General features: G+C 73.7%; 22 protein-coding genes. 6 read left to right on the forward strand and 16 right to left on the reverse strand.

Annotated elements, in window-relative coordinates:
• Positions 1-122: 122 nt before the first annotated feature.
• The 4 genes from ABD999_RS36370 to ABD999_RS36385 are packed head-to-tail and all read left to right on the forward strand — an operon-like array spanning position 123 to position 6,103.
• Positions 123-770 (forward strand): ATP-binding cassette domain-containing protein, encoded by a 648-nt coding sequence (locus ABD999_RS36370; protein ID WP_271278860.1) that lies wholly within the window; start codon positions 123-125, stop codon positions 768-770.
• Positions 757-1,968, forward strand: coding sequence for a hypothetical protein (locus ABD999_RS36375; protein ID WP_271278861.1), 1,212 nt, complete (start codon positions 757-759; stop codon positions 1,966-1,968). Before ABD999_RS36370 ends, ABD999_RS36375 begins: the two co-directional genes overlap by 14 nt.
• Positions 1,965-3,662, forward strand: a complete 1,698-nt coding sequence (locus ABD999_RS36380) for an ABC transporter permease subunit (RefSeq protein ID WP_271278862.1) — start codon at positions 1,965-1,967, stop codon at positions 3,660-3,662. Before ABD999_RS36375 ends, ABD999_RS36380 begins: the two co-directional genes overlap by 4 nt.
• Complete coding sequence (locus ABD999_RS36385; RefSeq protein ID WP_271278863.1) at positions 3,659-6,103, forward strand: hypothetical protein; 2,445 nt, start codon at positions 3,659-3,661, stop codon at positions 6,101-6,103. The genes ABD999_RS36380 and ABD999_RS36385 overlap by 4 nt, the downstream gene beginning before the upstream one ends.
• 604 nt (positions 6,104-6,707) lie before the next feature.
• Here the strand turns inward: ABD999_RS36385 and ABD999_RS36390 are convergent.
• The 14 genes from ABD999_RS36390 to ABD999_RS36455 form a co-directional block, all read right to left on the reverse strand.
• Complete coding sequence (locus tag ABD999_RS36390) at positions 6,708-7,238, reverse strand: OsmC family protein (protein WP_271278864.1); 531 nt, start codon at positions 7,236-7,238, stop codon at positions 6,708-6,710.
• A gap of 15 nt (positions 7,239-7,253) precedes the next feature.
• The gene (locus ABD999_RS36395; RefSeq protein ID WP_271278865.1) at positions 7,254-7,868 is read right to left on the reverse strand and encodes a VOC family protein; all 615 of its coding nucleotides are present in this window, start codon (positions 7,866-7,868) and stop codon (positions 7,254-7,256) included.
• The gene (locus ABD999_RS36400; protein WP_271278866.1) at positions 7,865-8,431 is read right to left on the reverse strand and encodes an alkylhydroperoxidase domain protein; all 567 of its coding nucleotides are present in this window, start codon (positions 8,429-8,431) and stop codon (positions 7,865-7,867) included. The genes ABD999_RS36395 and ABD999_RS36400 overlap by 4 nt, the downstream gene beginning before the upstream one ends.
• A 91-nt stretch (positions 8,432-8,522) precedes the next feature.
• Positions 8,523-9,161, reverse strand: a complete 639-nt coding sequence (locus ABD999_RS36405) for a CMD domain protein (protein ID WP_271278867.1) — start codon at positions 9,159-9,161, stop codon at positions 8,523-8,525.
• 68 nt (positions 9,162-9,229) lie between these two features.
• Positions 9,230-10,222: a putative FMN-dependent luciferase-like monooxygenase gene (locus tag ABD999_RS36410; RefSeq protein WP_271278868.1), complete on the reverse strand. Its 993-nt coding sequence runs from the start codon at positions 10,220-10,222 to the stop codon at positions 9,230-9,232.
• Complete coding sequence (locus tag ABD999_RS36415) at positions 10,219-11,772, reverse strand: dipeptide ABC transporter ATP-binding protein (protein ID WP_271278869.1); 1,554 nt, start codon at positions 11,770-11,772, stop codon at positions 10,219-10,221. The genes ABD999_RS36410 and ABD999_RS36415 overlap by 4 nt, the downstream gene beginning before the upstream one ends.
• Entirely contained in the window at positions 11,769-12,566 is a 798-nt protein-coding gene (locus tag ABD999_RS36420; RefSeq protein ID WP_271278870.1) for an ABC transporter permease, read from the reverse strand. Before ABD999_RS36420 ends, ABD999_RS36415 begins: the two co-directional genes overlap by 4 nt.
• Positions 12,563-13,495: an ABC transporter permease gene (locus ABD999_RS36425; RefSeq protein WP_271278871.1), complete on the reverse strand. Its 933-nt coding sequence runs from the start codon at positions 13,493-13,495 to the stop codon at positions 12,563-12,565. The genes ABD999_RS36420 and ABD999_RS36425 overlap by 4 nt, the downstream gene beginning before the upstream one ends.
• The gene (locus tag ABD999_RS36430; RefSeq protein ID WP_271278872.1) at positions 13,496-15,121 is read right to left on the reverse strand and encodes a TIGR04028 family ABC transporter substrate-binding protein; all 1,626 of its coding nucleotides are present in this window, start codon (positions 15,119-15,121) and stop codon (positions 13,496-13,498) included.
• 108 nt (positions 15,122-15,229) lie between these two features.
• The gene (locus ABD999_RS36435) at positions 15,230-15,616 is read right to left on the reverse strand and encodes an RrF2 family transcriptional regulator (protein ID WP_271278873.1); all 387 of its coding nucleotides are present in this window, start codon (positions 15,614-15,616) and stop codon (positions 15,230-15,232) included.
• A 72-nt stretch (positions 15,617-15,688) separates the two neighbouring features.
• Positions 15,689-16,618, reverse strand: coding sequence for a sulfite exporter TauE/SafE family protein (locus ABD999_RS36440; RefSeq protein WP_148031489.1), 930 nt, complete (start codon positions 16,616-16,618; stop codon positions 15,689-15,691).
• Positions 16,619-16,692: 74 nt separating this feature from the next.
• The gene (locus ABD999_RS36445) at positions 16,693-17,211 is read right to left on the reverse strand and encodes an NADPH-dependent FMN reductase (RefSeq protein ID WP_271278874.1); all 519 of its coding nucleotides are present in this window, start codon (positions 17,209-17,211) and stop codon (positions 16,693-16,695) included.
• Entirely contained in the window at positions 17,208-17,333 is a 126-nt protein-coding gene (locus tag ABD999_RS36450) for a hypothetical protein (protein WP_271278875.1), read from the reverse strand. The genes ABD999_RS36445 and ABD999_RS36450 overlap by 4 nt, the downstream gene beginning before the upstream one ends.
• Positions 17,334-17,367: 34 nt before the next feature.
• Complete coding sequence (locus ABD999_RS36455) at positions 17,368-18,684, reverse strand: lanthionine synthetase LanC family protein (protein WP_271278876.1); 1,317 nt, start codon at positions 18,682-18,684, stop codon at positions 17,368-17,370.
• A 54-nt stretch (positions 18,685-18,738) separates the two neighbouring features.
• Here ABD999_RS36455 and ABD999_RS36460 point away from each other — a divergent pair, with 54 nt between their 5' ends.
• Positions 18,739-19,734, forward strand: coding sequence for a sulfotransferase family protein (locus tag ABD999_RS36460; protein WP_261808530.1), 996 nt, complete (start codon positions 18,739-18,741; stop codon positions 19,732-19,734).
• A 22-nt stretch (positions 19,735-19,756) separates the two neighbouring features.
• Here the strand turns inward: ABD999_RS36460 and ABD999_RS36465 are convergent, their stop codons facing one another.
• Positions 19,757-20,665, reverse strand: a complete 909-nt coding sequence (locus ABD999_RS36465) for a glycoside hydrolase family protein (protein WP_271278877.1) — start codon at positions 20,663-20,665, stop codon at positions 19,757-19,759.
• 111 nt (positions 20,666-20,776) lie between these two features.
• Complete coding sequence (locus ABD999_RS36470; RefSeq protein ID WP_271278878.1) at positions 20,777-21,445, reverse strand: nitroreductase family protein; 669 nt, start codon at positions 21,443-21,445, stop codon at positions 20,777-20,779.
• A 238-nt stretch (positions 21,446-21,683) separates the two neighbouring features.
• On the opposite strand from ABD999_RS36470, the gene ABD999_RS36475 reads away from it, so the two are divergent.
• Positions 21,684-22,280, forward strand: a complete 597-nt coding sequence (locus ABD999_RS36475) for a hypothetical protein (protein ID WP_345483122.1) — start codon at positions 21,684-21,686, stop codon at positions 22,278-22,280.
• Positions 22,281-22,439 lie beyond the last annotated feature (159 nt).

A 22,439-nucleotide genomic window follows, 5' to 3' on the forward strand; every position in this document is an offset into this window, starting at 1 on the left:
CGGGATTCCTCGCGGCGACTTTTCCGCAGGAATCGCTGTTCGGCTTCTCCCTTGGATTTCGTTCGGGTAAATGTCAATTGGTGGACGGGACAGAGAGCAGTGCCCGGGAGCCGCTCGTACGGGTGAAAGGTCTTCACTGGGAGGCCGACGGCCGGCCGCGCGGCCTGACGCCCGACCCGCTGGCCGTGCGGTCCGGGCAGACGGCGGTGCTCGTCGCGCACGACGCCGAGGAGGCCGACCTGGTCGCCGACTTCCTGCTCGGCCTGTCCTGGGGCCACGACGGCGTGATCACCATCGGCGGCGAGCAGGTCACGCAGGCGACGTGGGAGCGCGAGATCGGGCTGGTGCCCGCCGGCGCGGGGCTGCTCCCCCACCTGACCGTCGAGAAGAACCTCGTGCTCACCTCCTTCGACGAGCGGGCCAGCGCCCGGGTCCAGGGCCGGGTCGCGTACATGGCCAGGCGGACGCAGATCGAGGGATTCCTGCACGCCCGGCCGCACGAGCTGGCGCACGACGAGCGGCTGGCCGTCGCGCTGACCCGGGTGCTGTGCCGGCACCGCCCGGTCAAGGTGGTGGTGATCGAGGACCGTACCGGGTTCGGGCCGTGCCACGCGGCGGTGAGCGCCGCGCTGAGCGCCGACCCCGGGCTGGCGGTGCTGGTGATCACCGACGACCGCACCCGCGTGGCGAGCCTCGCGCCTCCCACGCTGTTCTGGGATGTCACCGACTGGGACGTGACCGACGAGGAGGTGGCGGGTGCTCAGCCGTAGACGGTTCCTCGCGGCGATCCCCGCCGCCGGGCTGGCCGCCGGGTGCGCCGGGACCAGGCCGCTGCGGGTCGCGGTGGTGTGGAGCGGCGACGAGTTACGCCGGTTCCTCACCGTGGCGCGCGACTACCCGCACCGGACGGTCACCGTCTACTCGGCGGGCGACAACATCGCCGCCCTGCTGCGCGGGCCGTCGACGGAGGTCGCGCCGGACGTGGCCGTCATCCCCCGGCTCGGCATGCTGTACGAGCCGGGGATCCGGGCCGGGATCAGGCCCCTGGAGGACCCGCCGCCCCAGCCGGAGTTCTGGCGGCGGCTGGTGTCGCCGGTGCCGGGCCGGGTGCTCGGCGCCTGGTTCAAGATCGCGCACAAGTCGCTGGTCTGGCACCGCGACGACCACGGTCTCCCGCTTCCCGAGACGCTCGACGCGTGGACGCGGCCCCGGGGCACGCTGTCGATCGGCGCGGCCGACGGGTGGATGCTCAGCGACTGGTTCGAGAACGTGCTGCTGGCCCGCAGCCCCGGCACGTACCCCGGGCTCGGCTCCCAGGCGGAGCTGTGGGGGTCCGCCGAGGTGGCGGAGGCGCTGGAGCTGCTGGCGGCCGTCTGGCAGGCCGGCATGACCGCGGAGCAGGGCCGCCGGGCGCTGACCCTGCAGTTCCACGACTCGATCCTGGACGTGTTCACCTACCGCACCGCCGATCTGGTGGCCGCGCCCGACTTCGCCTGGCCCGTCATCGCCCGCTACGGCGCGGCGGGCGTGACGGCCGCGCACTTCCGCTTCCCCGCCGCCTCGGCCGCCGCCGGGCCGCCGCTGGTCGTGGGCGGGGACGTGGCGCTCGCGCTGAACGCGGGCGACCCGGACGCGGCCGCGTTCGTCACCTGGCTGACGGGCCCCGAACGGCCCGCTGCGCTGGAGGCGTGGGCCGGCGAGGGCGGGTTCCTCGCTCCGCACATCCCGCCGGAGGTGTCCCCGCCGGGGCTCCGGGGACCCGCGGGCGAGCTCGTCCAGGCGCGGAACGCCCGGTACGACCTGTCCGACCGGCTGACCGGCCCGCTCGCCGGGGGCGACGGGCGAGGGCTGTGGCTGATACTCACCGACCTGTTCACCGCGGCGACCGTGACGCGGGAGCGTCCGGCGGCGGCCGCCGCCGCGGCGGCCGCCCGGCTGGTGGCGACGGCCCGCAAGGGGGCGGCGTGAGCGAGGACGCGTTCCTGTACGAGGTGGCGCCGCACCACGACACCCGGGCCCCGGCCGCCCAGCACGGGATCGGCCGCTGGCGGGCGGCCCGCTACCTGCTCCTGGCGGTCCTGCTCGCGGCGGGGGTGCTGCTCGCGCCGCTGGCCGCCACGGTGCTGATCAGCCTGTCGGACGGGCTCGGCCACTACCGGGTGCTCACCGACCCCGACGTGCTGCGGGCGCTCGGCAACTCGCTGGTGTGGCTGGGGCTGGCCGTGCTGGTGTGCGCCGCCGGGTTCGGGCTCGCCTGGCTGGCACGTGACGTCGGCCGACGGCTCGGCGGCGTGCTCCGCGTCGTCCTGGTGCTGCCGGCGGTGGTCTCGCCGCTCACCACCGGCGCGATCTTCCGCCTGCTGTTCGACACCAACCCGCAGCGGGGCGCGGTCAACGCGGTGCTGGCGGCGTTCGGCGCCGACGTGGCCTTCCTCGGGCTCGGCTGGATCTGGCTGGTGCTGGGGCTGGCGTTCTTGTGGCAGTGGTCGGGGGTGGCGTTCCTGGTCTTCCACGAGGCGCTGGCCAGGATGCCGGCGAGCCTGCTGCGGATGGCGCAGGCGTTCGGCCTGGAGCGGCGCCGCCAGATCTGGTCGATCGTGCTGCCGTCGCTGGCCGGGGCGGCGTCGCTGGCGTACCTGCTGGCGGTGGTGGCCGCGGCCCGGGTGTTCGACCTGGTGCTGATGGGGGCGCCGGGCTCGATGCAGCCGTGGGTGGAGCCCGGCGGTCAGTTCTGGTGGCGGCACCACAGCGACCTGGGCACCGGGCCCGCCGCCGCGCTCGCCGTGCTGCTGTCGGTGCTGGTCGGGCTGCTCGCGCTGCCCGCGCTGGCCGGGCTGCGCCGGCAGGTGACCTGGCCGGAACAGCGGGCCGTCCCGCACGGGCGGCGCTCGCGCCGGCGGCTGCTGATGGGGCCGCTGGCGGCGCTCTGGCTGCTGCCGTTCGTCGTGCTCGTGCTCACCTCGCTGCGCGCTCCGGAGGCGGCGGCCGTGTCGGGATGGTGGCACATCCAGGCCGACCTCCGCTCGTACGGGGACGCGCTCGCCGACAGCGGGTTCACCGGCGCCCTGCTGACGACGCTGGTGCGCACCGTGGTGGTGGTCGCGCTGGTGCTGCTGGCCGCGGTCCCGGCCGCGTACGTGCTCGCGCAGGAGCACCTGGTGCCCCGCAGGGCCTGGCGCCCGGTGCTCCTGGTGGCGGTGGCGCTGGCGGCGCTGCCGCCGCAGGCGTTCGCGGTGCCGCTGCAGGAGTCCCTCAGCCGGCTGGTCGGCTCCACCCTGGCGCTGGTCACCGTGCACGCGGCGCTGGTCATCCCGCTGGCCGTGCTGGTGCTGCACCGGGGGTTCGCGCGGGTGCGGGCGCCGGTGATGGCCCGGCACCGGTGGGCGCTCGTGCACGCGGTGCGCGAGGGGTCTCCGTCGGTGGTGCTGGCCGGGGTGCTGGCGTTCGTGCTGGTGTGGAACGACACGCTGGTCGGGCTGCTGCTCAACTGGCCGGCGGGCGACCATCTGCCGCTGATCCTGCTGGAGCAGAATCGCCACTTCATGAGCACGGCAGGGACGCTGGCGGCCCAGTCGGTGATCGCGACCGCCGTGCCGGTGGCCCTGGTGATCGTCACCAGGCGCCTGTTGTACCGCGGGCTGACGGGCGGGGTGCGCGCATGACCGGGATGTCGCGTAAGGAGCGGCTGCGCTTCTGGCTGGACCGCACCTCCCGGCAGGCGCGGGCGCACCTGCCCGAGCTCGGCCTGTCCGGGCTGGTGACGGCCGGTGAGCTGGTGCTCCTCCTGCAGGACGAGTTACGCGGGAAGGCGATCGACGCCGTGGTGGCGGTGCTCCCCGCGCCGCTGCTCATCCCGCTCGCGATCGTCGCGCCCGTCGTGGCGGGGCTCGGCACGCACCTCACCCGGCGCCTGCGCGCCCGCGAGACGCCGCCGCCGCTGCCCGTCGGCGGGCAGATGTCCTTCCCTGACCGGGTGGAGCCGCTGCTCGGGCGGGGGGACAAGGTGCGCGAGGTGGTGGACCGGTCGCACGACAGCGGCGTCGTGGTGGTGCAGGGCGGGACCGGCACCGGCACGTCCACGCTGGCCGTGCACGCCGCCTGGGAGCTGGCCCCGGAGGAGAGCCGGCAGCGGTACGTGGACGTGCGCGGCCCCGACCGGGACCGGCCGGAGACCGAGCTGAGCGTGGCCCAGCGGGTGCTGCGCGCGCTCGGCAGCCAGCCCGGCCTGATCCAGGAGCCGCACGACGCCGCGCCGCTGATCAAGGAGGCGCTCTCCGGCAGGGACCGGGTGCTGCTGCTCGACAACGTGAGCACCTGGAGCCAGGTCGCGTGGCTGCCGCCCCGGGTGCCGGACGCGCACATCGTGATCGCGGGCGAGCTGGCCGGAGAGCTGCCCCAGCACATCAAACCGGTCCAGGTGGGCCCGCTCTCTGCGGAGGACGGGGAGGCGCTGCTGGCCGCGCAGGTCCGCGACGACCGGGTGACCGGCGACCCCCTGGCGCTGCGGTCACTGGTGGAGGCGTGCGTGCGCAGCCCCGCCGAGATCGTCAAGCTCGGCCGGTGGCTGGAGCGGAACCCGGGCGTGACGCTCGCCGCCCTGGTCGACGACCTGAGCCGGCTGCCGGTGGACGAGAGGCTGGGGTTCGTGCTCCAGCGCAGCATGCAGGGGGTGGACCCGGCCGCCAAGCGGCTGTTCGTGCTGCTGGCGGGCCTGCCGGTGGCCGAGGTCGACCACCGGGCGGCGGCCGCCCTGCTCGGCGTGCCGTCCGCGGACGACGCCATCGCCGAGCTGTCCGGGCGCGGCCTGGTGGAGAACGTGCGCATGACGCGCGTCCGGGTGATCGGCGCGTTCCACGACAGCGGCTCGGCCGACGACGCGGCCTGGCGGCGGCTGGTCGAGCACTTCGCCGCCCAGGCCGAGGCGTACGCCTCCCTGCTGCCCGACGATCCGGGCGCGGGCGCCTGGTTCGCCGCCGAGGACCGGGTGCTGCTGCAGGTGCTGGCCCGCGAGCAGCCCGTACGCAAGACCGCACGCGCGCTCGGCCGCATCGGCGCGGCGCTGGAGGCCTGGTTCGCGCTGGAGCAGCGGCACGAGGACCGGCTGCGGGCCGCCGCCCTGCTCGCCTGGGCGGCGTGGGAGCTGGGCGACGAGCGCGTACGGGCGGCGGCCGAGCTGCGCCAGGCGAAGGCGCTGATCACGCTCGGCAATCCGGAGAAGGCGCGCCAGCACTTCAACCGGGCCGCGGCGGCGTGGGGCGCGGTCGAGGCGTGGCCGCCCGAGCTGCACCTGACGCACGCGACGATCCTGCTCGCCTCCGGCGACGAGTTCACCGCCGTGGAGTCCGCCCTGGTCCAGTACGGTCAGGCGCTCGCCCACGGTGACACGGCCGGCCACGCGATCAGGCTGGTCAACGTGGCCGCGCTGCTCATGCGCCGCGCCCAGCCGCTGGACGGCGGTGAGGCGCGGCGCCTGTACGCGGACGCGCGGGCCGTCCTGTTCGAGGCGCTGCACCAGGCCGAGCAGAGCGCCGACGAGCGCACGCGGGCGCACGCCCACGAGCTGCTGGGGCTCGCCCACTGGCAGCTGGACCACGCTCGGGACGCCATGAAGCACTGGAAGGAGTCCGAGCGGCTGTACGAGCGGACCGCGGACGACATCGGCCGGGCCCGCTGCCGGGTGCAGCGGGCGACGGCCTGTGCGGCGGAAGCGGCCGCCCTCCCGGACCGGGCCGCGGCGCTGGCCGGAGAGGCGGCGCGGCTCAGACGGGAGGCGGCGGCGCACCCGGACCGGGCGGCGCGGCTGGAACGTGAGGCCGTGGCGGTGCTGGAGGAGGCGTCCGCCCTGCCGGCCCAGGCGGCCGCGCTGGAACGGGAAGCGGTCGCGCTCCTGCGGGAAGCCGAGCCGCGACTGCCACCGGAAGGCCTCACCACGGCACTCGCCCACCTGCAACTGGCCGCCCTCTGCCGCGCCGAGGCGGCGACGCACCGCGCGGCGGGCCTGGCGGCTCTCGCGCCATGGGACGGGATCGCCGAACCCCGGCAGGTGACCGAGATCCGCAACCGCCTCCAACCACCCGAACCCCATCCGCCAGCCCCATCGTGACCCCCTACCGTCGCCGGGCATCTGCGGGGACAGTTCGAGCGAGCCCCACCACAGCCACAAACACCCGCACACACCGGAACCTCGATCGGGCCCTACGACAGCCACAAACTGGCACAGGAGATCTGAGAAGGCAGACCGAGCGGGCGGCGTCCGCGAGCACCCGTGAGGGCTCGGCCCAGGCCGGACGCGCCTGATCCTCTGGATCAACAGGCGCCTGGAGGCGTGGTGGCACTCAGGAGCACGCCTGGTCCTCGTGACAGGCAGGCTCTCCCGCAGGCGAGGCAGATCGAGCGGGGGACGTCCGCGAGCGCTTGCGAACGCTCGGCCCGGGCCGGGCGCGCCGGACCTTCGGGGCCAGCAAGCGCTTCCGCAGGCGCGGTGATGCTCGGAAACGCGCCTTAGCCCTCAGATCAGCAGGCGCGACTGGAGGCGCGGTCGCGCTAAGGGGCGCGCCTGATCCTCGGGATCAGCAGGCGCGGTCGCGTTCGGGAACGCGTCTGGTCCTCTGGACCGGCAGGTGCTCCGGGGGCGTGGTCAGCGCTCGGGGTGCGCGGGTGCCGGTCTCACGGTCGCGTGCCGTCTGGGTGAGGCGATCGGGAGATGGTCATGCCGCCGCGGTGGGGTGTGATCGTACGATCGTGCCGGTGATCTGCTGTGGGGCGCGGAGCAGGTTGAGTATGGGGCACACGCGCTCAACCTCGGCGTGCAGCCGGCCCAGTTCCTCGTCGGAGGCGGGCGAGTCGATCAGCACCTCGTAGCGGAAGTCGTACGGGTGGACCGGGACGCCGCTCTCGCCCGGTTGCTGGGCTCTGGGATCGTACGAGGCCCGTACGTCCACCTCCAGGGCGTCCAGAGGCACTTCCAGCTCGGCTGCCTTGATCAGGAAGATGTGCGTGACGCAACTGCCCAGCACGCCCGCCTGCAGCTCCGGTGACCCGGGGCCGAGGTCGTAGCCGGCGAAGTCGGGGCCGCTGTCGCTGAGGATCCGGTGGTCGCGGATGCGGATGCGCCGCACGCCGCTCCGGCCCTCGGCCGTGACATGCGCGTGGAGGGGCACCGGGCCGCCGGCCGGGGCGGCGCGGCGGGCCAGCAGGGCGGCGCGCTTCTGGGACAGGTACTCGCGAAGGGTGCTCATGCTCTCGTTTCCGGTTCAGTGCAGGGTGATGGGGCCGAGCGGGGTGGTGAGGACGGCGCGGAGCGCGGGCTCGGGGCCTTGTGCGACGTCGAGCGGGGCGCCGACGGCGGCCAGGTCGCGGCGGAGGGCGTCCGGGTCGGGGTGGGAGGCGGTCAGGGATTCCAGCTCCAGCTGTGGCAGCCCGGAGTCCGCCGGGTGCGGGGTGCCGCCCCAGTCGATGAGGAACGGCACCGGCCTGACCGCCGCCGGAACGTCCCGCCTGGTGAGCCGCCACTCCAGCAGGACGCCGCCGGGGGTGCGCCGGGACAGCGGCTGGACCTCGCCGGGGTCGTAGCCCTTCTCGCGCGCCCTCCGGACGGCCTCGTCGAGGTCGTCCGGCCTGATCGCCCAGGCGGCCAGGCGGGGTTCACGCAGGTTCTCCAGGCCGAACGCGCGCGGCCGGGCGCCCGGCCGGTCCGGGTCGGGGCCGATGATCTCCAGGTAGCGGCCGGAGCCGAGGCCGACGAGGTGGTTGGCCGTGCCGCCGGGATGGCTGCCGCCCGCCACCGGTTCGACGCCGGTCAGCGCGGCGAAGGCGGCGACGCCCTCCTTCAGGTCGGGCACCGCGTAGACGAGGTGGTCGATGGTCACCGGTCCTCCTTGACGGGTTCGCCGAGCGAGAGCATGAGCCGGTTGGCCCAGTTGAAGAACGCGGCGGCGTGGATGACGTCGCTGATGGCCAGGTCGTCGAGGCCGGCCGCGCGCAGCGCCTCGACGTGGGCCACGTCGAACTCGCCCGGGGTGGCCGCGACCGCCACCGAGGCGTCGATGATCGCCCGCCATCTGCCGTCCTGCGGCGCTTGCACGCCCTCGTCGAGCAGCCGCCGCACGTCGTCCGGCCGCTTGGCGTAGTGGGCGGCGAACCGCGCGTGCACCGACGCGCAGAACACGCACCCGTTGCGGCGCGACGTGGCGGTGGCCGCCAGCTCACGCTCGGCGCGCGGCAGCCCGCCGTCGGTGTTGTGGAAGATGTCGTTGTCGGTGTGCGTACGCGCCTGCAGCACGTGCGGGTCACGTGCGAGCAGCAGGAAGTACGGCGACGCGGCGCGCGCCCGGTCGACCAGCGCCTCATGGTGCTCGTCGGTCAGCTCCTCCGCGCTCAGCGGCGCCAGCCACGGCGCCCACCCGAGCCTCTCCAGCGTGAAACCGCTCATACCGCCACCTCCGTACGATCGAGCCGCTCCAGCGTCACGACATCCACGCCCGCCACCCCCGCACGATCGACCCGGTTCTTCGTTACGACACTCACGCCGCCACCTCCGTACGGCCGAGCAGACGCAGCCCGGCCGCCACCCGGATCTGGAAGCTGAGGAAGGCGACGAGCTGTGAGAGTGTCACGATGCCGGTGGTGCTCCAGCCCGCCTTCTCCAGCGCGCCGAGAGCTTCCCGGCTCGCCTCGCGCGGCCGGAACACGAGCAGGTGGGTGTGCTCGAACGCCGCGGTGAGGCGGACACCCAGCGCGCCGGGGTTCCGTACGCGATAGCGGAGTCCCTCGGCGCCGTCGGCGGGCAGGGCGGGGTCGATCCCGTACGGTCCGGTGGTGAGTCCGGCCGCGGTCTCGGCCCGTACGGTGTCCGCCAGGCGAGGCGCCAGCTCGGCCAGCCGGTCGGCGTAGAAGCGGACGGCGGGGTCGTCACGGTGCAGCCCGGCCACGAAGGCCGCGACCGCGTCCCGTTCGACGAGCCTGACCTCGCTCTCCGAGCCGGGCGCGAACAACGCGTCGAAAGAGCGCTGGGCGTGCTCACGGGCGGCGGGCCGCCGACGGCGCAGCCCGTCGAGCGGCGACCCGGGCGCGACCCCGGCCAGATGGTCGATGACGTCGGTGATCATGTGTGGCTCTGTGCCGAAGCGCGGCTCCCCGCTCAGGCGCGGCTCGATGGTCACCTGCGGCTCCAAGCTCAAGCTTGGCCCGGTGTTCACCTGCGGCTGCGGGCTCAAGGGTGGTTCGGCGGTCATGTGCGGCTCGCTTCCTGGGCGGGGGTCCAGCCGAGCGCCGGGGCGACCTCGGTCGCGAGGAGCTCGATGGAGCGGAGGATGAGAGGGTGCGGCGGGTCGACCGAGTGGACCTGGAGGACCAGGTCGGTCGCCCGGTCGAGGGTCGGGTCGGCCCGCAGGCTTTCGATGACGTCCTGCGGGGTGCCGACGTGCACGTCGAAGGCGGCGATCCGGGTGTCGAGGCCGCCGTCCGGCAGCTCGAAGGGCAGCCTGCCGCGGCCGAGCCCGCGTTCGGCCCAGCGCAGCGCCTCGGCCCTGCTGTCGGCCACGAACGCGGTCCGTGACGCCATGATCCGCGGGACGGCGCCGGGCGGCAGGTTGTCGTGGTAGGCGTCCACGATGGGCCGCTGGATCTCCGCGAGGGTCGCCTGCGGCCGGTCGGCGGGCCTGGGCTGGGTGCGCGACAGCATGAGCCCGTGCCCGGCCCGGCCCGCGCGGGCGCCGCCGGCGGCGGAGAACGTCGCCTCCCAGACCGCGCCGGGCAGTCGCGACGCCGGCGGGTAGAGCCGGTTGCCGCCGCCCAGGTCCGCGCCCGACCAGGCGGCGATGAGCACGGCGAGGTGCTCGGCGTAGAGGGCGGCCCGGTCGGCGCTGTCGTGGCCGAACGGGGTGAACGACGCGGGCGTGCCGCCGCTGCCCACCCCGACCTCGAGCCGGCCGCCGGTCAGCTGGTCGAGCACGGCGGTGTCCTCGGCCACCCGCACCGGGTGTTCGAGCGGCAGCGTGATGATGCCGGTGCCGAGCCGGATGCGGCTAGTAGTGGCGGCCACGTGGCCGAGGAAGACCAGGGGCGCGGGCAGGCCGCCCTCGTCGCCGTCGAAGTGGTGCTGGGCGACCCAGGCGGTGTCGAAGCCGGCGGCCTCGGCGTGCCGGATCTGCTCGGCGGCGAGCCGGTAGCGCTCACCCGGCGGCACGTCGTCGAGCAGCCGGGTGAAGAATCCGAGCCTCATCGCACCGGCTCCGGGATCGTGGCGAGCAGCTCACGGGTGTAGGGGTCGCCGGGCTCGGTGAAGACCTGCCGGGTGGTGCCTGATTCCACGATTCGTCCTTCGCTCATGACGGAGACGGTGTGCGAGATCTGCCGCACGACGGCGAGGTCGTGCGAGATGAACAGGTAGGTCAGCCCCAGGTCCCGCTGGAGCTGTTCGAGCAGGTCGAGGATCTGGGCCTGCACGGTGACGTCGAGGGCGGAGACGGCCTCGTCGAGGACGAGCACGCCGGGTTCGACGGCCAGCGCGCGGGCGATGGCGACCCGCTGGCGCTGGCCGCCCGACAGTTCCCTGGGCCGGCGCCCGGCCAGGTCGCGCGGCAGCGCCACCCGGTCCAGCAACTCGGCGACCCGGGCAGCGCGGGCCGCGCGGTCGCCGAGCCGGAAGTTGCGCAGCGGCTCGGCGACGATCTCGGCCACGGACTGGCGCGGGTCGAGCGAGCCGTACGGGTTCTGGTGGACGAGCTGCACGTGGCGGCGGGACCGGCGGCCCTCGCCGGCTCCGGGGATCGTCACGGTGCCGGAGGTGGGCTCGGTGAAGCGCACCACCATGCGCGCCGTGGTGGTCTTGCCGGAGCCGGACTCCCCCACCAGCGCGTGGGTGGTGCCGCGCGGCACCTCGAAGGAGACCCGGTCCACGGCGCGGAACGGCCGCCGGCCGAGCCGGAACTCCTTGACCAGGTCGTGGAGCACGATCGCGGGCTCGCGGGGGGCCGGCTCCGCCTCGCGGTACTCGCGTACGGACAGGGCGGGCGCGTCCCGCAGGAGCTTCGCCGTGTACGCGGCCTCGGGGGCGGCGAGGACGGCGGCCGTGGGGCCCTGCTCCTCGACGCGGCCGGCCCTCATCACGACGAGCCGGTCGGAGCGGGAGGCGGCCACGCCGAGGTCGTGCGTCACCAGCAGCACGGCCGTGCCGAACTCGGCGCGCAGGTCGTCGACGAGGTCCAGGATGCGCCGCTGCACGGTGGCGTCCAGCGCGCTGGTCGGCTCGTCGGCGATGACGAGCCGGGGCCGCAGGGCGATCGCGATGGCGATGAGCACCCGCTGGCGCATGCCGCCGGACAGCTCGTGCGGGTACTGGCGGGCCCGCGTCTCGGGGTCGGGCAGGCCGACGCGGGTGAGCAGCTCGACGACCTGCCGCCGGATCTCCCGCCGGTCTCCCCGTCCGTGGATGCGCATGACCTCGCCGACCTGGGCGCCGATGGTCTTCACGGGGTTCAGCGAGTTGGCCGGGTCCTGCGGCACCAGGCCGATCTGGGCGCCGCGCAGCGCCTCCATCCGCCGCGCGGACCAGGTCGCCAGGTCGGCGTCGCCGAGCAGGATCCGCCCCCGGTCGACGGTGGCGTTGCCGGGCAGCAGGCCGATGACGGCGTGCGCGGTGGTCGACTTGCCGGAGCCCGACTCGCCGACGAGGGCCACGACCTCGCCCGGATCGACGGTGAACGAGATGCCCTCCACCGCGCGCCGCCCGTCGTAGGAGACGGCGAGATCGCGTACGTCGAGCAGGCTCATGGGGTGTCCTTTCCGATCGAGCGGCTGATCCGGCCGGCCGCAAGCACGACGGCGACCACGACGGCGCCCGGCAGCGTGGTCAGCCACCACGACGTCGCCAGGTAGTTGCGTCCTTCCGCGATGAGCAGCCCCCATTCGGGGGTGGGCGGCTCGGCGCCGTAGCCGAGGAAGCCGAGCGTGGAGATGGCGAGGATGGCCAGGCCGAACTGCAGCGCGGCCAGGGCGACGACCGGCCCGAGCGAGTTGGGCAGCACGTGCCGCCAGAGCACGGCCGGGTAGCGTCCGCCGCTGCCGAACGCGGCCTCCACATAGTCGGTGCGGCGCACCCGTACCACCTCGGACCGGGTGAGGCGGGCGAAGGCCGCGACCGATCCGACGCCGACCGCGACGGCCACGTTGACCGTGCCGGGACCGAGCAGGATGATCACCGTGAGCGCCAGGAGCAGGCCCGGCACCGACAGCAGGACGTCGACCAGCCGCATGATGGCGTCGTCGGCCAGCCCGCCGGCCGAGCCGGCCAGCACCCCGAGCAGGGTGCCGAGCAGGAGGCCGACGGCGACGGCGGTGAACGCTCCCGACAGCGAGTGCGCCGAGCCGTGCACCACGCGGGCGAGCAGGTCACGGCCCACCGGGTCGGTGCCGAACAGGTGCGGTCCGCCCGGCGGCCGCAGCTTCTCGGCCGGCACGCCCGCGATCGGGTCGTAGCCGGTGAACAGCCCCGGGACGACGGCCCAGAGCAGCGCGACGGCGATCACCAGCCAGGCGGCGGCGAGCCCGAGGCCGACGCGGTTCACGGCGCCGCCTTCAGCCGCGGGTCGAGCACCGGGTAGAGCAGGTCGACGACCAGGTTGACGAGCACGAACACGACGGCGGCGAGCACCACGACGGCGAGCATCACCGGCGTGTCCTGCGCGTTGACGGCCTGCTCGGTGAGCCGGCCGATGCCGTTGCGGCCGAACACCGTCTCGGTGACGACGGAGCCGGCGATGAGCTCGCCGAAGACGAGCCCCGCCATGGTGAGGGCGGGCAGCGTCGCGTTGCGTGCGACGTGCCGCCACAGGATCCACTGCCGCGAGGCGCCCTTGGCCGCCACCACGGGCACGAACGGCTGGGCCCTGACCTGGTCGACGGCGCGGGCGAGCACCTGGGCGATCGGCGCCGAGATGGGCACCGCGAGGGTCAGCACCGGCAGGATGAGCTGCTGGGCCGCGCTGCCGCCGATGACGGGCACCAGGCCCAGCCGGAACGAGAACACCTGGATGAGCAGGATGCCCAGCCAGAACACCGGCACGGACACGAACAGCGCCGGCACCGACAGCAGCGCGCCCCTGATCCACGAGGACCTGCTGGAGGCGGCCCCGAAGGCGATGGCGACCGCGATGAGCACCGCCAGCCCGAATCCGGCCGAGGCGAGTTTGGCCGTCTCCGGCAGCGCCTCGGCCAGCCGCTCGGTCACCGGCGTGCCGGTGTCGATCGAGTAGCCGAGGCTGCCGCGCAGGAAGCCGGACAGGGTGTCGAGATAGGTCGCCAGGGCGGAGGCGCCGCCGTCGTAGTGGGCGCGGATCTCCGCGATCTGCTGCGGCGACAGCCCCAGTTCGGGGTTCTGGAACTTGATCAGGATGGAGTCGCCGGGCAGCAGCCGCAGCAGGACGTACGCGGCGGTGAAGGCCGCCCACAGCACGAGGACCGCCTGACCTGCCCTGAACAGGACGTATCTGGTCATCTAGCTTTTCCAGGTCGCGTAGAACCAGGGCCTGGCCACGGCCTCGAAGGCGATCCCGTGCACGTGCGGGGCGCCGCCGTAGACCTGCGGCTCCTCGAACAGGGGGATGGCGTAGGCCTGGTCGATCACGTAACGCTGGATCTCGCCGACCTTGGCGTTGCGCGCGGCGACGTCGGGCTCGGCGGACTGCTCGGCCAGCAGCCGGTCGAGCTTCTCGTCGTCGGACAGGATGGCGTCGCGGTTCTCGCTGTGGAAGTGGCTCTTGATGACGTCCTGGTCGGCGCGGCCCACCATGGAGTGCTGCAGGGGCGTCTTCTCGGCGTCCTTGATGTCGACGGCCTGGGTGCCGGCGTCGGCGGGGCGGATCTCCAGCTTGACCCCGAGCTCGGCCCACTGCTGGCCGATCAGCTCCAGCGTCTGCTTCGACAGCGGCTGCGGGCCGGCGACGAAGACGCCGAGCCGCAGCTTCCTGCCGTCCTTCTCGCGGACGCCGTCGGCGCCGCGGGCCCAGCCGGCCTTGTCGAGCAGCGCGTTGGCCTTGTCCGGGTCGTGGGCGAGCCGCGGCGACAGGTCCACGTAGCCCTGGGCGAGTTGGCTGAGCACCGAGGTGGCGACCGGGTAGCTCGGCGTGAACAGGGTGTCGACGACCTCGCGGGCGTCGGTGCCCGCCAGCAGGGCCTGGCGGACGTCGGGGTCCTTCAGGATGCTGTTGCCCGGCCGCAGGTAGAGGCCGTTGTTGACGCCTCTGGTGGGCTCGGCGTAGATGGTGAAGCCGGCGCTCTTGACGGTCTCCTCGTCGTACGCCTGGACGTATCGCACGAAGTCGGCCTGCCCGGAGGTGAGGGCGCCGACGCGTACGTTGTCCTCCGGCGTCACGATTATCTTGATCTCGTCCAGGTACGCCCGGCCCTGGTGCTCGGAGGAGGGCGGCGCCCAGTCGTAGTCCTCGCGGGCGGCCAGGTGCACCTCCTTGTCGACGACCTGGTGCTTGACGGTGAAGGGGCCGGAGCCGGCGATGTTCTTGAGCTGGCACTGCTCCTCGTACGGCAGCGAGATGGTCTTCTTGGAGACCAGGCCCGCGCCGATGACGGAGGTGCCCTGCAGGAAGCCGGGCGAGGGCTTGGCGAAGTGGAACCGCACGGTCAGCCGGTCGACGACCTCGCTGCGTTCGTAGTTGTTGACGAACTCGGCCACCGGGAGCTTCAGCTTCTCGTCGCCGAGGCCGTACACGTCGAAGTTGGCCGCGACGGCCTCCGCGTCGAGCGGGGTGCCGTCGCTGAACGTCACGCCGTCGCGCAGGTGGAAGGTGTAGGAGGTGGCGTCCTCGCTGACCTCCCACCTGGTGGCGATCCACGGCTCGATCTCCAGGGTTTCCGGGTTCTGCCAGGTGAGCTTGTCGGTGATCTGGTTGAGGATGCCGCCGTTGGGATAGAAGCCCGCGGCCGGCAGGTAGAGGCAGGTCGGCGGCTGGTGCTCCAGGTAGGTGAGGGTGCCGCCGTAGACCGGCTCGCCCGCCGCCCTGGCCGCCCCGGCGGGGCCCGCACCGCCACAGGCGCCGAGCAGCCCCACGACGGCGAGCATGGCGGCGCCGGCCACGGCTGTGGATCGCAGTCTGGATCGTGACATGGGGAAATCGCCCTTCGAGGGAACGAAACGGGATAAAATCAAGTATAACCTACTGGAAAAGCATGAAATAACCATGGGGGTGCCCCCGGGTAAGTGGGCGTGGATGCTCTAGGAAGGCGCGGACCGGGACATGACGTCCGCGAGGGTGACCTCGCTGAGCAGGGAGTTCTCGTGGTCGCGCAGGCGGGCCCAGATCGCGTCCAGGGGCGCGGCCGCCCGGGGGAACTGCCGGGTGGCCTGCTCGACCCCCTCGGTCACGCGGATGACGTCGGCCAGGGAGATCTCGGCGGCGGGCCGGGCGAGCCAGTAGCCGCCGTCGGGCCCGCGCTGGCTGTGCAGCAGGCCGGCGCGGCGCAGCTGGAGCAGGATGTTGTCGCAGAACCTGCGGGGGATCTCCTGCGAGTCGGCGACCCGCTCGGCGTGCACCGGGCCGCCGGCCTCCGCGAGGGCGATCATGGCGGCGAGGGCGTACTGGGTGCGTGCGGAGATTCTCATGGATTCCCGTGCTGGTCGGAAAGGGCCCGGCTCCCGGAGGCGGGGGCCGGGCCCTGCGGGCGGTCCGGTGGGTCAGGCGGAGGCGGTGGGCTCCTCCTTGCGGAGCTCGGCCTCGTACGCGTCGACCGACTCGTTGGCCTTGTCCTTGCGGTACTCGCGCACCGAGTAGGTGATCGCGCCGGCCCAGAGGATGGCGATGGCCAGGTAGGCGACGGTCTGCACGCCGCCGGAGGCGTCGATCCAGTCGCTGCGCAGCAGCGTGCGCACGTTGGTCAGGATGATGAGGCCGCCCACCGCCGAGCCGAGGATGCGCGGCGGGATGTGGCGGACCAGCCACGCGGCGATCGGCGCGGCGATCACGCCGCCGGCCAGCAGCACGGCCACCCAGGCGAAGTCGATGTTCTCCGAGCCGATGCCGACGAGGAAGCCCACGCTGGCCGCGATCGCCACCAGGAACTCCGAGGCGTCGATCGACCCGATCACCTTGCGCGGCGCCAGCCGGCCGCTGGCCAGGATGGCGGGGGTGCCCACCGGGCCCCAGCCGCCGCCACCGGTCGAGTCCACGAACCCGGCGACCAGTCCGAGCGGGGCCAGGAACCGCTTGCGCAGCGGCTTGCCCAGGTTGCCCCGAGGCAGCCCGTAGGCGGTGAAGCGGACCAGGATGTAGACGCCCAGGGTCAGCAGGATGAGCGACATGACCGGGGCCGCCACCTCGGTCGAGAGGCTGGACAGGAACGTCGCGCCGGCGAACGCGCCGATCGCGCCCGGTACGCCGATCTTGCCGACGACCTTCCAGTCGATGTTGCCGAAGCGCCAATGGGAGATGCCCGAGGCCAGCGTGGTGCCGATCTCGGCCAGGTGCACGGTCGCCGAGGCCGCGGCGGGGTTGGTGCCGATCGCCAGAAGCAGTGTGGTGGAGGTGACGCCATAGGCCATGCCCAGGCTTCCGTCGACGAGCTGGGCGGCGAAACCGACCAGCCCGAGCAGGAGGAGTGCTCGCACGATCGACCCTTTCCGATAAATCCTACTTAACTTGTAGGGTTAATCCTGAAGCAGGGACGGGGCTCGGTCAAGCCCTAAATCCCTACTTTCTTGGACTGGATACTGGCTTGGGGGGCGACCCGCTCCGCCCAGCCCGCGAGGATCTCCGGAAGATCGGGCAGCCGGGACTCCAGCACGGCCAGGCCGGGGGTCGGCACGGTGGCGCCCAGCTCCACCAGCAGCGGCCGCAGGTGGACCTCCACCGCCAGCGAGTGGGCCGGATCCCCCATGACCAGCAGCGGCAGCGCGACCGTGCCGGCCAGGGCCCGGGGCGGGAGCCGGTCCAGGAACGCCTTGAGCAGGCCGGTGTAGGTGCCCTTGTAGGTGGGACTGGCCACCACCAGCACGCTCGCCTCCGTGACCAGTTCCAGCGCCACCTCCACGTCGGCCGACGGGATCGGCGACAGCAGGTGTGGACCGAGGGCCGCCAGGTCGATGACGTCGTGCGGCGCCGGCAGCTCGACCCGCTCGCCGACCGCCAGCGCGGCCTCGACGGCCACGCCGCGCGTACGGGAGCCCTCCCGGGGGTTGCCGACCAGGACGACGAGGCTCATGCGGCCCTCCAGGGGATGAGGCGACTCAGCCGGCTCCGGGGCGCGGGGGCCTCGTCGAGCTCCACTTCGTCGTCCGGCAGGTCGTACCAGTGGACGTCGCCGGGGTAGTCGTGCTCTGGCATGAGTTATTCCTATCTGAAATACATGGAATAGAAGCTATAGGGCCGCGGGCGGCACCGGGATGGCGGGGAACGGGTTGTCGGGGAGGAGGATGACGCGCCGCGCGTGCTCGACGGCGTCCAGATGGAGCAGCGCGGCCCCGATGCCGGCCCCGCCGACCAGGTAACCGGTGTCGGCCGTCACCTCGGCGGGCCGCAGCCGCCGGTAGGCCTGATACCAGCGGTAGCCCCGCCCGTCGTGGTCGGTGGCCCGGCTGATCAGGTCGTCGGCCAGCGAGCGGGCGAAGGTCAGGTGCGCGCGCCGCCCGGTCGCCGCCCACAGGCCGACGAAGAGCTCGACCAGGCCCGCCGTGCCGCAGCACTGGCAGGCCACGTTCCAGTACCCGTCGGTGCGGCGGCGCGGCACTCCGCTCCGTACCACGCCGTTCGCGAGCCGCTCCACCCACTCCAGGTCGCCCGGGTCGCCGTCCACCCGGTGCAGCTCGTAGAACATCCGCGCCACGCCGGCCGACCCCGAGCAGAAGCCGAGGTAGTGCAGCTGCCTGGCCTGCGGCACGTGGTGCGGGACGACCGCGCACTGACCGGTCACGACGCTGAGCTCGCGGACGAAGCCGGCGCCCCGGCGCGCGGCCCGGAGGAAGACCTCCTCCCCCGTCACCCCGTACAGGCGGGCGAGCAGGAAGGCGGTGCCCGCGGTGCCGGCCAGGAAGCCCGGCGTGACCGCGTCCAGCGGCAGGTCGGCGCAGTCGCCGAAGCGGTGGCCCGGCACGGGCAGCGCGGCGATGCGCAGCCCGGCCTCGACGGCCGCCTCCTCGTACGCGGGCGCGCCGAAGTGGGCGGCGGCGCGCAGCAGGCCGAGGACGATGCCGCCGTCGCCGCGCTGGGCCGGCTCGCGGGACCAGCCGACGCCGTCGCCGCCTTCGCGCCCTCTGCGGACGAGTTCGTCGGCGATGGCCGCCGCCTCCACCTCGAACAGGTCGTCACCGAGCGCCCACCCGGCCTCCATGAGCGCGACCATGGTGCCGGTCAGCCCGTGGTACAGGGTGGGGTCGCGCTGCTCGCGCCAGGTGGCGGCGAGCCTGCGGGCGCCGGCCCGGGCGTCCTCCAGGTACGCCTCGTGCCCGGTGGCGGCGGCCAGCTCCAGGAAGAACAGCACGATGCCGGCCGCTCCCGAATAGAGGGAGGACGGCTCCGGGGTGACGGCCGATCTGCCGCGCGCGTCGGGGTTGGCCAGCCAGTGCCTGCCGTGGTCGTCGTCCACGGCGGCGGAACGGATCCACCGGCCCGCCGAGATGGCGGCGGTCAGCGGGGAGTCGGCCCTGGTTCTCTGCGGGCGCATCTCATCCAGGCTCACGGCTAGATTATCCCATACTTTTGGTAGGAAAATAAGGTTACCGACGGAAGGACGATGACGATGCCCCTGCCGGACTTCCTGGTGATCGGCGCCCCGAAGGCCGGGACCACCGCCCTGCACGCCGCGCTCCGCGAGCACCCCGGGCTCTACCTGCCGCCCGTGAAGGAACCCAAGTTCTTCCTCACGGACGGCCCGCCGCCGGACCGCGGCGGGCCCGGCGACCAGCAGACCTACCGGGAGCACGTGTGGCGCAGAGCCGACTACGAGGCGCTGTTCGCCGCCGCGCCGCCGGGCGCGGCGCGCGGCGAGGCGACCCCCTTCTACCTCTACGACCTGGACGCGCAGCGCCGCATCCACGCGGCGATCCCGCACGCGCGGCTCATCGCGATCCTGCGCGACCCGGTGGAGCGGGCGCACTCCAACTGGACCCACCTGTGGTCAGCGGGGCTGGAGCCGATCGGCGACGTGGTGCGCGCGTGCGCCGCCGAGGAGCGGCGCGTCGCGGACGGCTGGGCACACTTCTGGCACTACGTCCGGCTGGGCAGGTACGGCGAGCAGCTCGCCCACCTGTTCACCCTGTTCCCGCGCGAGCAGGTGCTGGTCTTCCGCTACCGCGACCTGGTCGACCGGCCGGCGCACACGCTGGACCGCATCTGCGCCTTCCTCGGCGTGGAGCAGGGCCTGCTGACCGAGGCGCCGAGGGAGAACGTGACCGCGCACCCGGACGCGGGCGGCAGGCACCTGCTGCTCTCCGCGGCCCTGCGGGCGCTGGCCCGCACCGGCCGCGCGCTCCCCTACGGGCTGGCGCGGGCGCTGACGGAGCCGGTGGAGCACCTGCTGCAACGGCGGTCCGCCGCCCGCCGCCCGCTGACCTGGGAGCAGCGGCAGCAGCTCATCCCGCGCTTCGCCGACGACATCGAGCTGCTGCAGCGCGTCACCGGCGAGGACTTCGGCGACTGGGTGCGGCCCAGGGAGCGTTCGGGCGGGCAGGTCGGCGTGCGGCCGGACGGCCAGCGCCAGGCCCGCAACGGCCGCCCGGTGATCGGCTGATCATGGGCCGGTGCCACGCCGGTCAGCGCCGCAGCTCGGTGCGCAGCTCGTGCGCCCCGTCGGAGCGGGTGTACTCGTAGTAGAGGCGGACGCCGCCGTCCGGCAGGTCGACCACGTCCAGGTAGCGGAGCCCGCCGCCCGCGTACGGCGAGGCGGCGAACGGCTCGGACCCGAGCGGGGTGAGCGCCGCCGGGTCCGTCCCGGCCGCGACGCCGGTGCGCTCCTCGTAGTTCTCCGCCGCGCTCGCCCTCCCGTCGTAGAAGGCGAGCACGCCGTCATCGGTGAAACGCACCGCGCTCACCCGGACGCCGCGCGCGTCCCAGCAGCCGGGACGGCCGGTCAGCGCGGTGCCGTGCCAGGTCCAGGCCAGGCCGTCGGCACTGGTGGCGTAGTCGGTGACCATCCGGTCCTCCTCCCCCGGCCCGGTCAGCGGGTGGCAGGAGGCCCACAGGTGCCACGTGCCGCCCCGGCGGACGATCACCGGGTCCTTGACCCCGGTCTTCGGGTCGCCGGGCAGCACCGTGGCGCGCAGCCGGGGGTCGAAGGCCGCCGGGGCCGCGGCCTCCAGCACCTCCACCCGCCAGTGCTTGCTCCCGTAGGTGGCACAGCTCAGGTAGAGCCGCCAGCGCCCGTCCTCCGTCGTCGTCAGCCACGGGCGCTCCAGGGACTCGGCGTCCATCTCGTCCCTGGTGATCGTCAGCAGGGTCTCGAACCGCTCGCCGCCTGCGGAGCGCGCCACTACGACGGCGTGGCCGCGCCCTTCCCCGACCGGCCTGCGCAGCCGGTAGGCGAGGTAGACGAACCCGTCGGCGACCACCGCGCAGGGCGCACCCGCCCAGTGGCCGTCGCCGGCGCCCGGCGGGACGACCGCGACCACCGAGCGGGCGGGGTCGGGAAGCCAGGCTGCGGCGGCGTTCTCATCGATCGGCATGCGCCCGAGACTAGGCCCCGTACCGGAGGCGCTCATGTGGATCCACCCTCTCCTTGGCCAATCTATGTATTTCCGATTACTTTGCCATAGAACCGGCCGCGGAGCGCGGGATCAGGACGGCCCGGGACGCGACCAGCCGTCCAGATGGAGCACCTGGTCAAGCGGGACCCGGGGGGCGGACTTGAAGGTGTCGCCGGTGTAGTAGGCGGTCGGGATGAGGGCGCCCTGCCGGACCTCCGCCGGCAGGCCGAGCAGCTCGGCGATCTCGCTCTCGTACGCCAGGTGCAGGGTGGTCCAGGCGGTGCCGAGGCCGCGCGCCCGCGCCGCGAGCATGTAGCTCCACGCGGCGGGGAGCAGCGACCCCCACAGCCCCGCCTGGTTTCCCTCGGGGAACCCGCCGCCGGGCACCTCGATGCACGGGATGACCAGCACCGGCACCTCCCCCATGTGCTCGCCCAGGTAGGCGGAGCTGTCGGAGATGCGCCGCTGCGTCGCCGCCCGGTCCGGGTCGTCCTGGAACAGCTTCCCGGCGGACGACCCCGACGCGTGGTAGGCGCGTACGGAACGCCCGTAGTAGTCGCCGATCCGGGCGCGCAGGCCGGGATCGGTCACCACGATCCAGTGCCAGCCCTGGCGGTTGCCGCCGCTCGGCGCCTGCAGGGCGATCTCCAGGCATTCGCGTACGAGCTCCGCCGGCACGGGCCGGCGCAGGTCGAGGCGCTTGCGGACGCTGCGGGTGGTGGTGAGCAGCTCGTCGGGGCTCAGCGGCAGGATCGTCATGATCTCATCCTGTCAAAAACGACGTCCGCAGCGCGAAGTGCTCGCCCGTGTGGTCGACCTGGTGGATCTTGCCGGGGTCGGCGTACAGGCCGCGCACGCGGTCGCCCACGACGGCGTCGGTCAACGGTTATACATAGATTGATTTTTACGAACTTGTGTTCGAGCATCAACTTGACGTCAGCATGATCGTCTATACATGATCAGCTGTCCCCACCCCCCGGTTTCCCAGAAGCAGGCCATGTCGCCCCTCACCCCCGCCCGAGAGCAACCCTCGCCGCCCAGCGGCGCGGTCTTCGTCGACCACAGCGGCCGGCGGAGGAGGTGGTTCACGATGGGCGCGGTCCTGGTCAGCACGCTCACCCTGGCGGCGACGGTGACGCTCGTGGGCGCGGTGCTCGCGGACACGCCGCTGCCGGCCGGCGGCTGGCCGAGCCGGCACGCGAGCCCGCCGCCCGGCGGCACGCCCTCCGACGACGCCGCTCCCGGCAGCGAGCAGGCCGAGCCGGAGCCGTCCCTCTCCCGGTCCAGGTCCCGGCGGGCGCCGACCCGGTCAGCGCCCACGCGCGCCTCCGGCCGGCGCACCACCGCCGCGCCCTCCCGTACGCGAGCCAAGAGCCCGTCCGCCCGCCCCGCCTCACCGTCCGCGCGGCCGTCCCGTACGTCCGAGCCCCCGGACACGGGCGTGGCCGTGGAACCCGAGACGGCCCGCGACACCACACCCCCCGGCGAGACCACCCCCACCCAGCAACCGGAGCCCGCCGCGACCCCCTCCCCGGACTCCAGCGACGAGCCCTCCCAGACCCGGAACCCCACCACCCCCGGAACCCCCTCATGACCCCCCGCCGCAGACGCCCCGTCCCACAACCGGACAGCGCGCCCGCGCCCGGATGGGGGCAGGCACACGACCCGGGTCTCGGCAGGACGATCGGGCAGGCGGCGGATCGGGTGCCCGGTCCGGCGTACGGGCGTGACGTCCGTCGGGGTGGGCGGCGGC

This window comes from Nonomuraea ferruginea, assembly GCF_039540635.1.
Taxonomy (GTDB): domain Bacteria; phylum Actinomycetota; class Actinomycetes; order Streptosporangiales; family Streptosporangiaceae; genus Nonomuraea; species Nonomuraea ferruginea.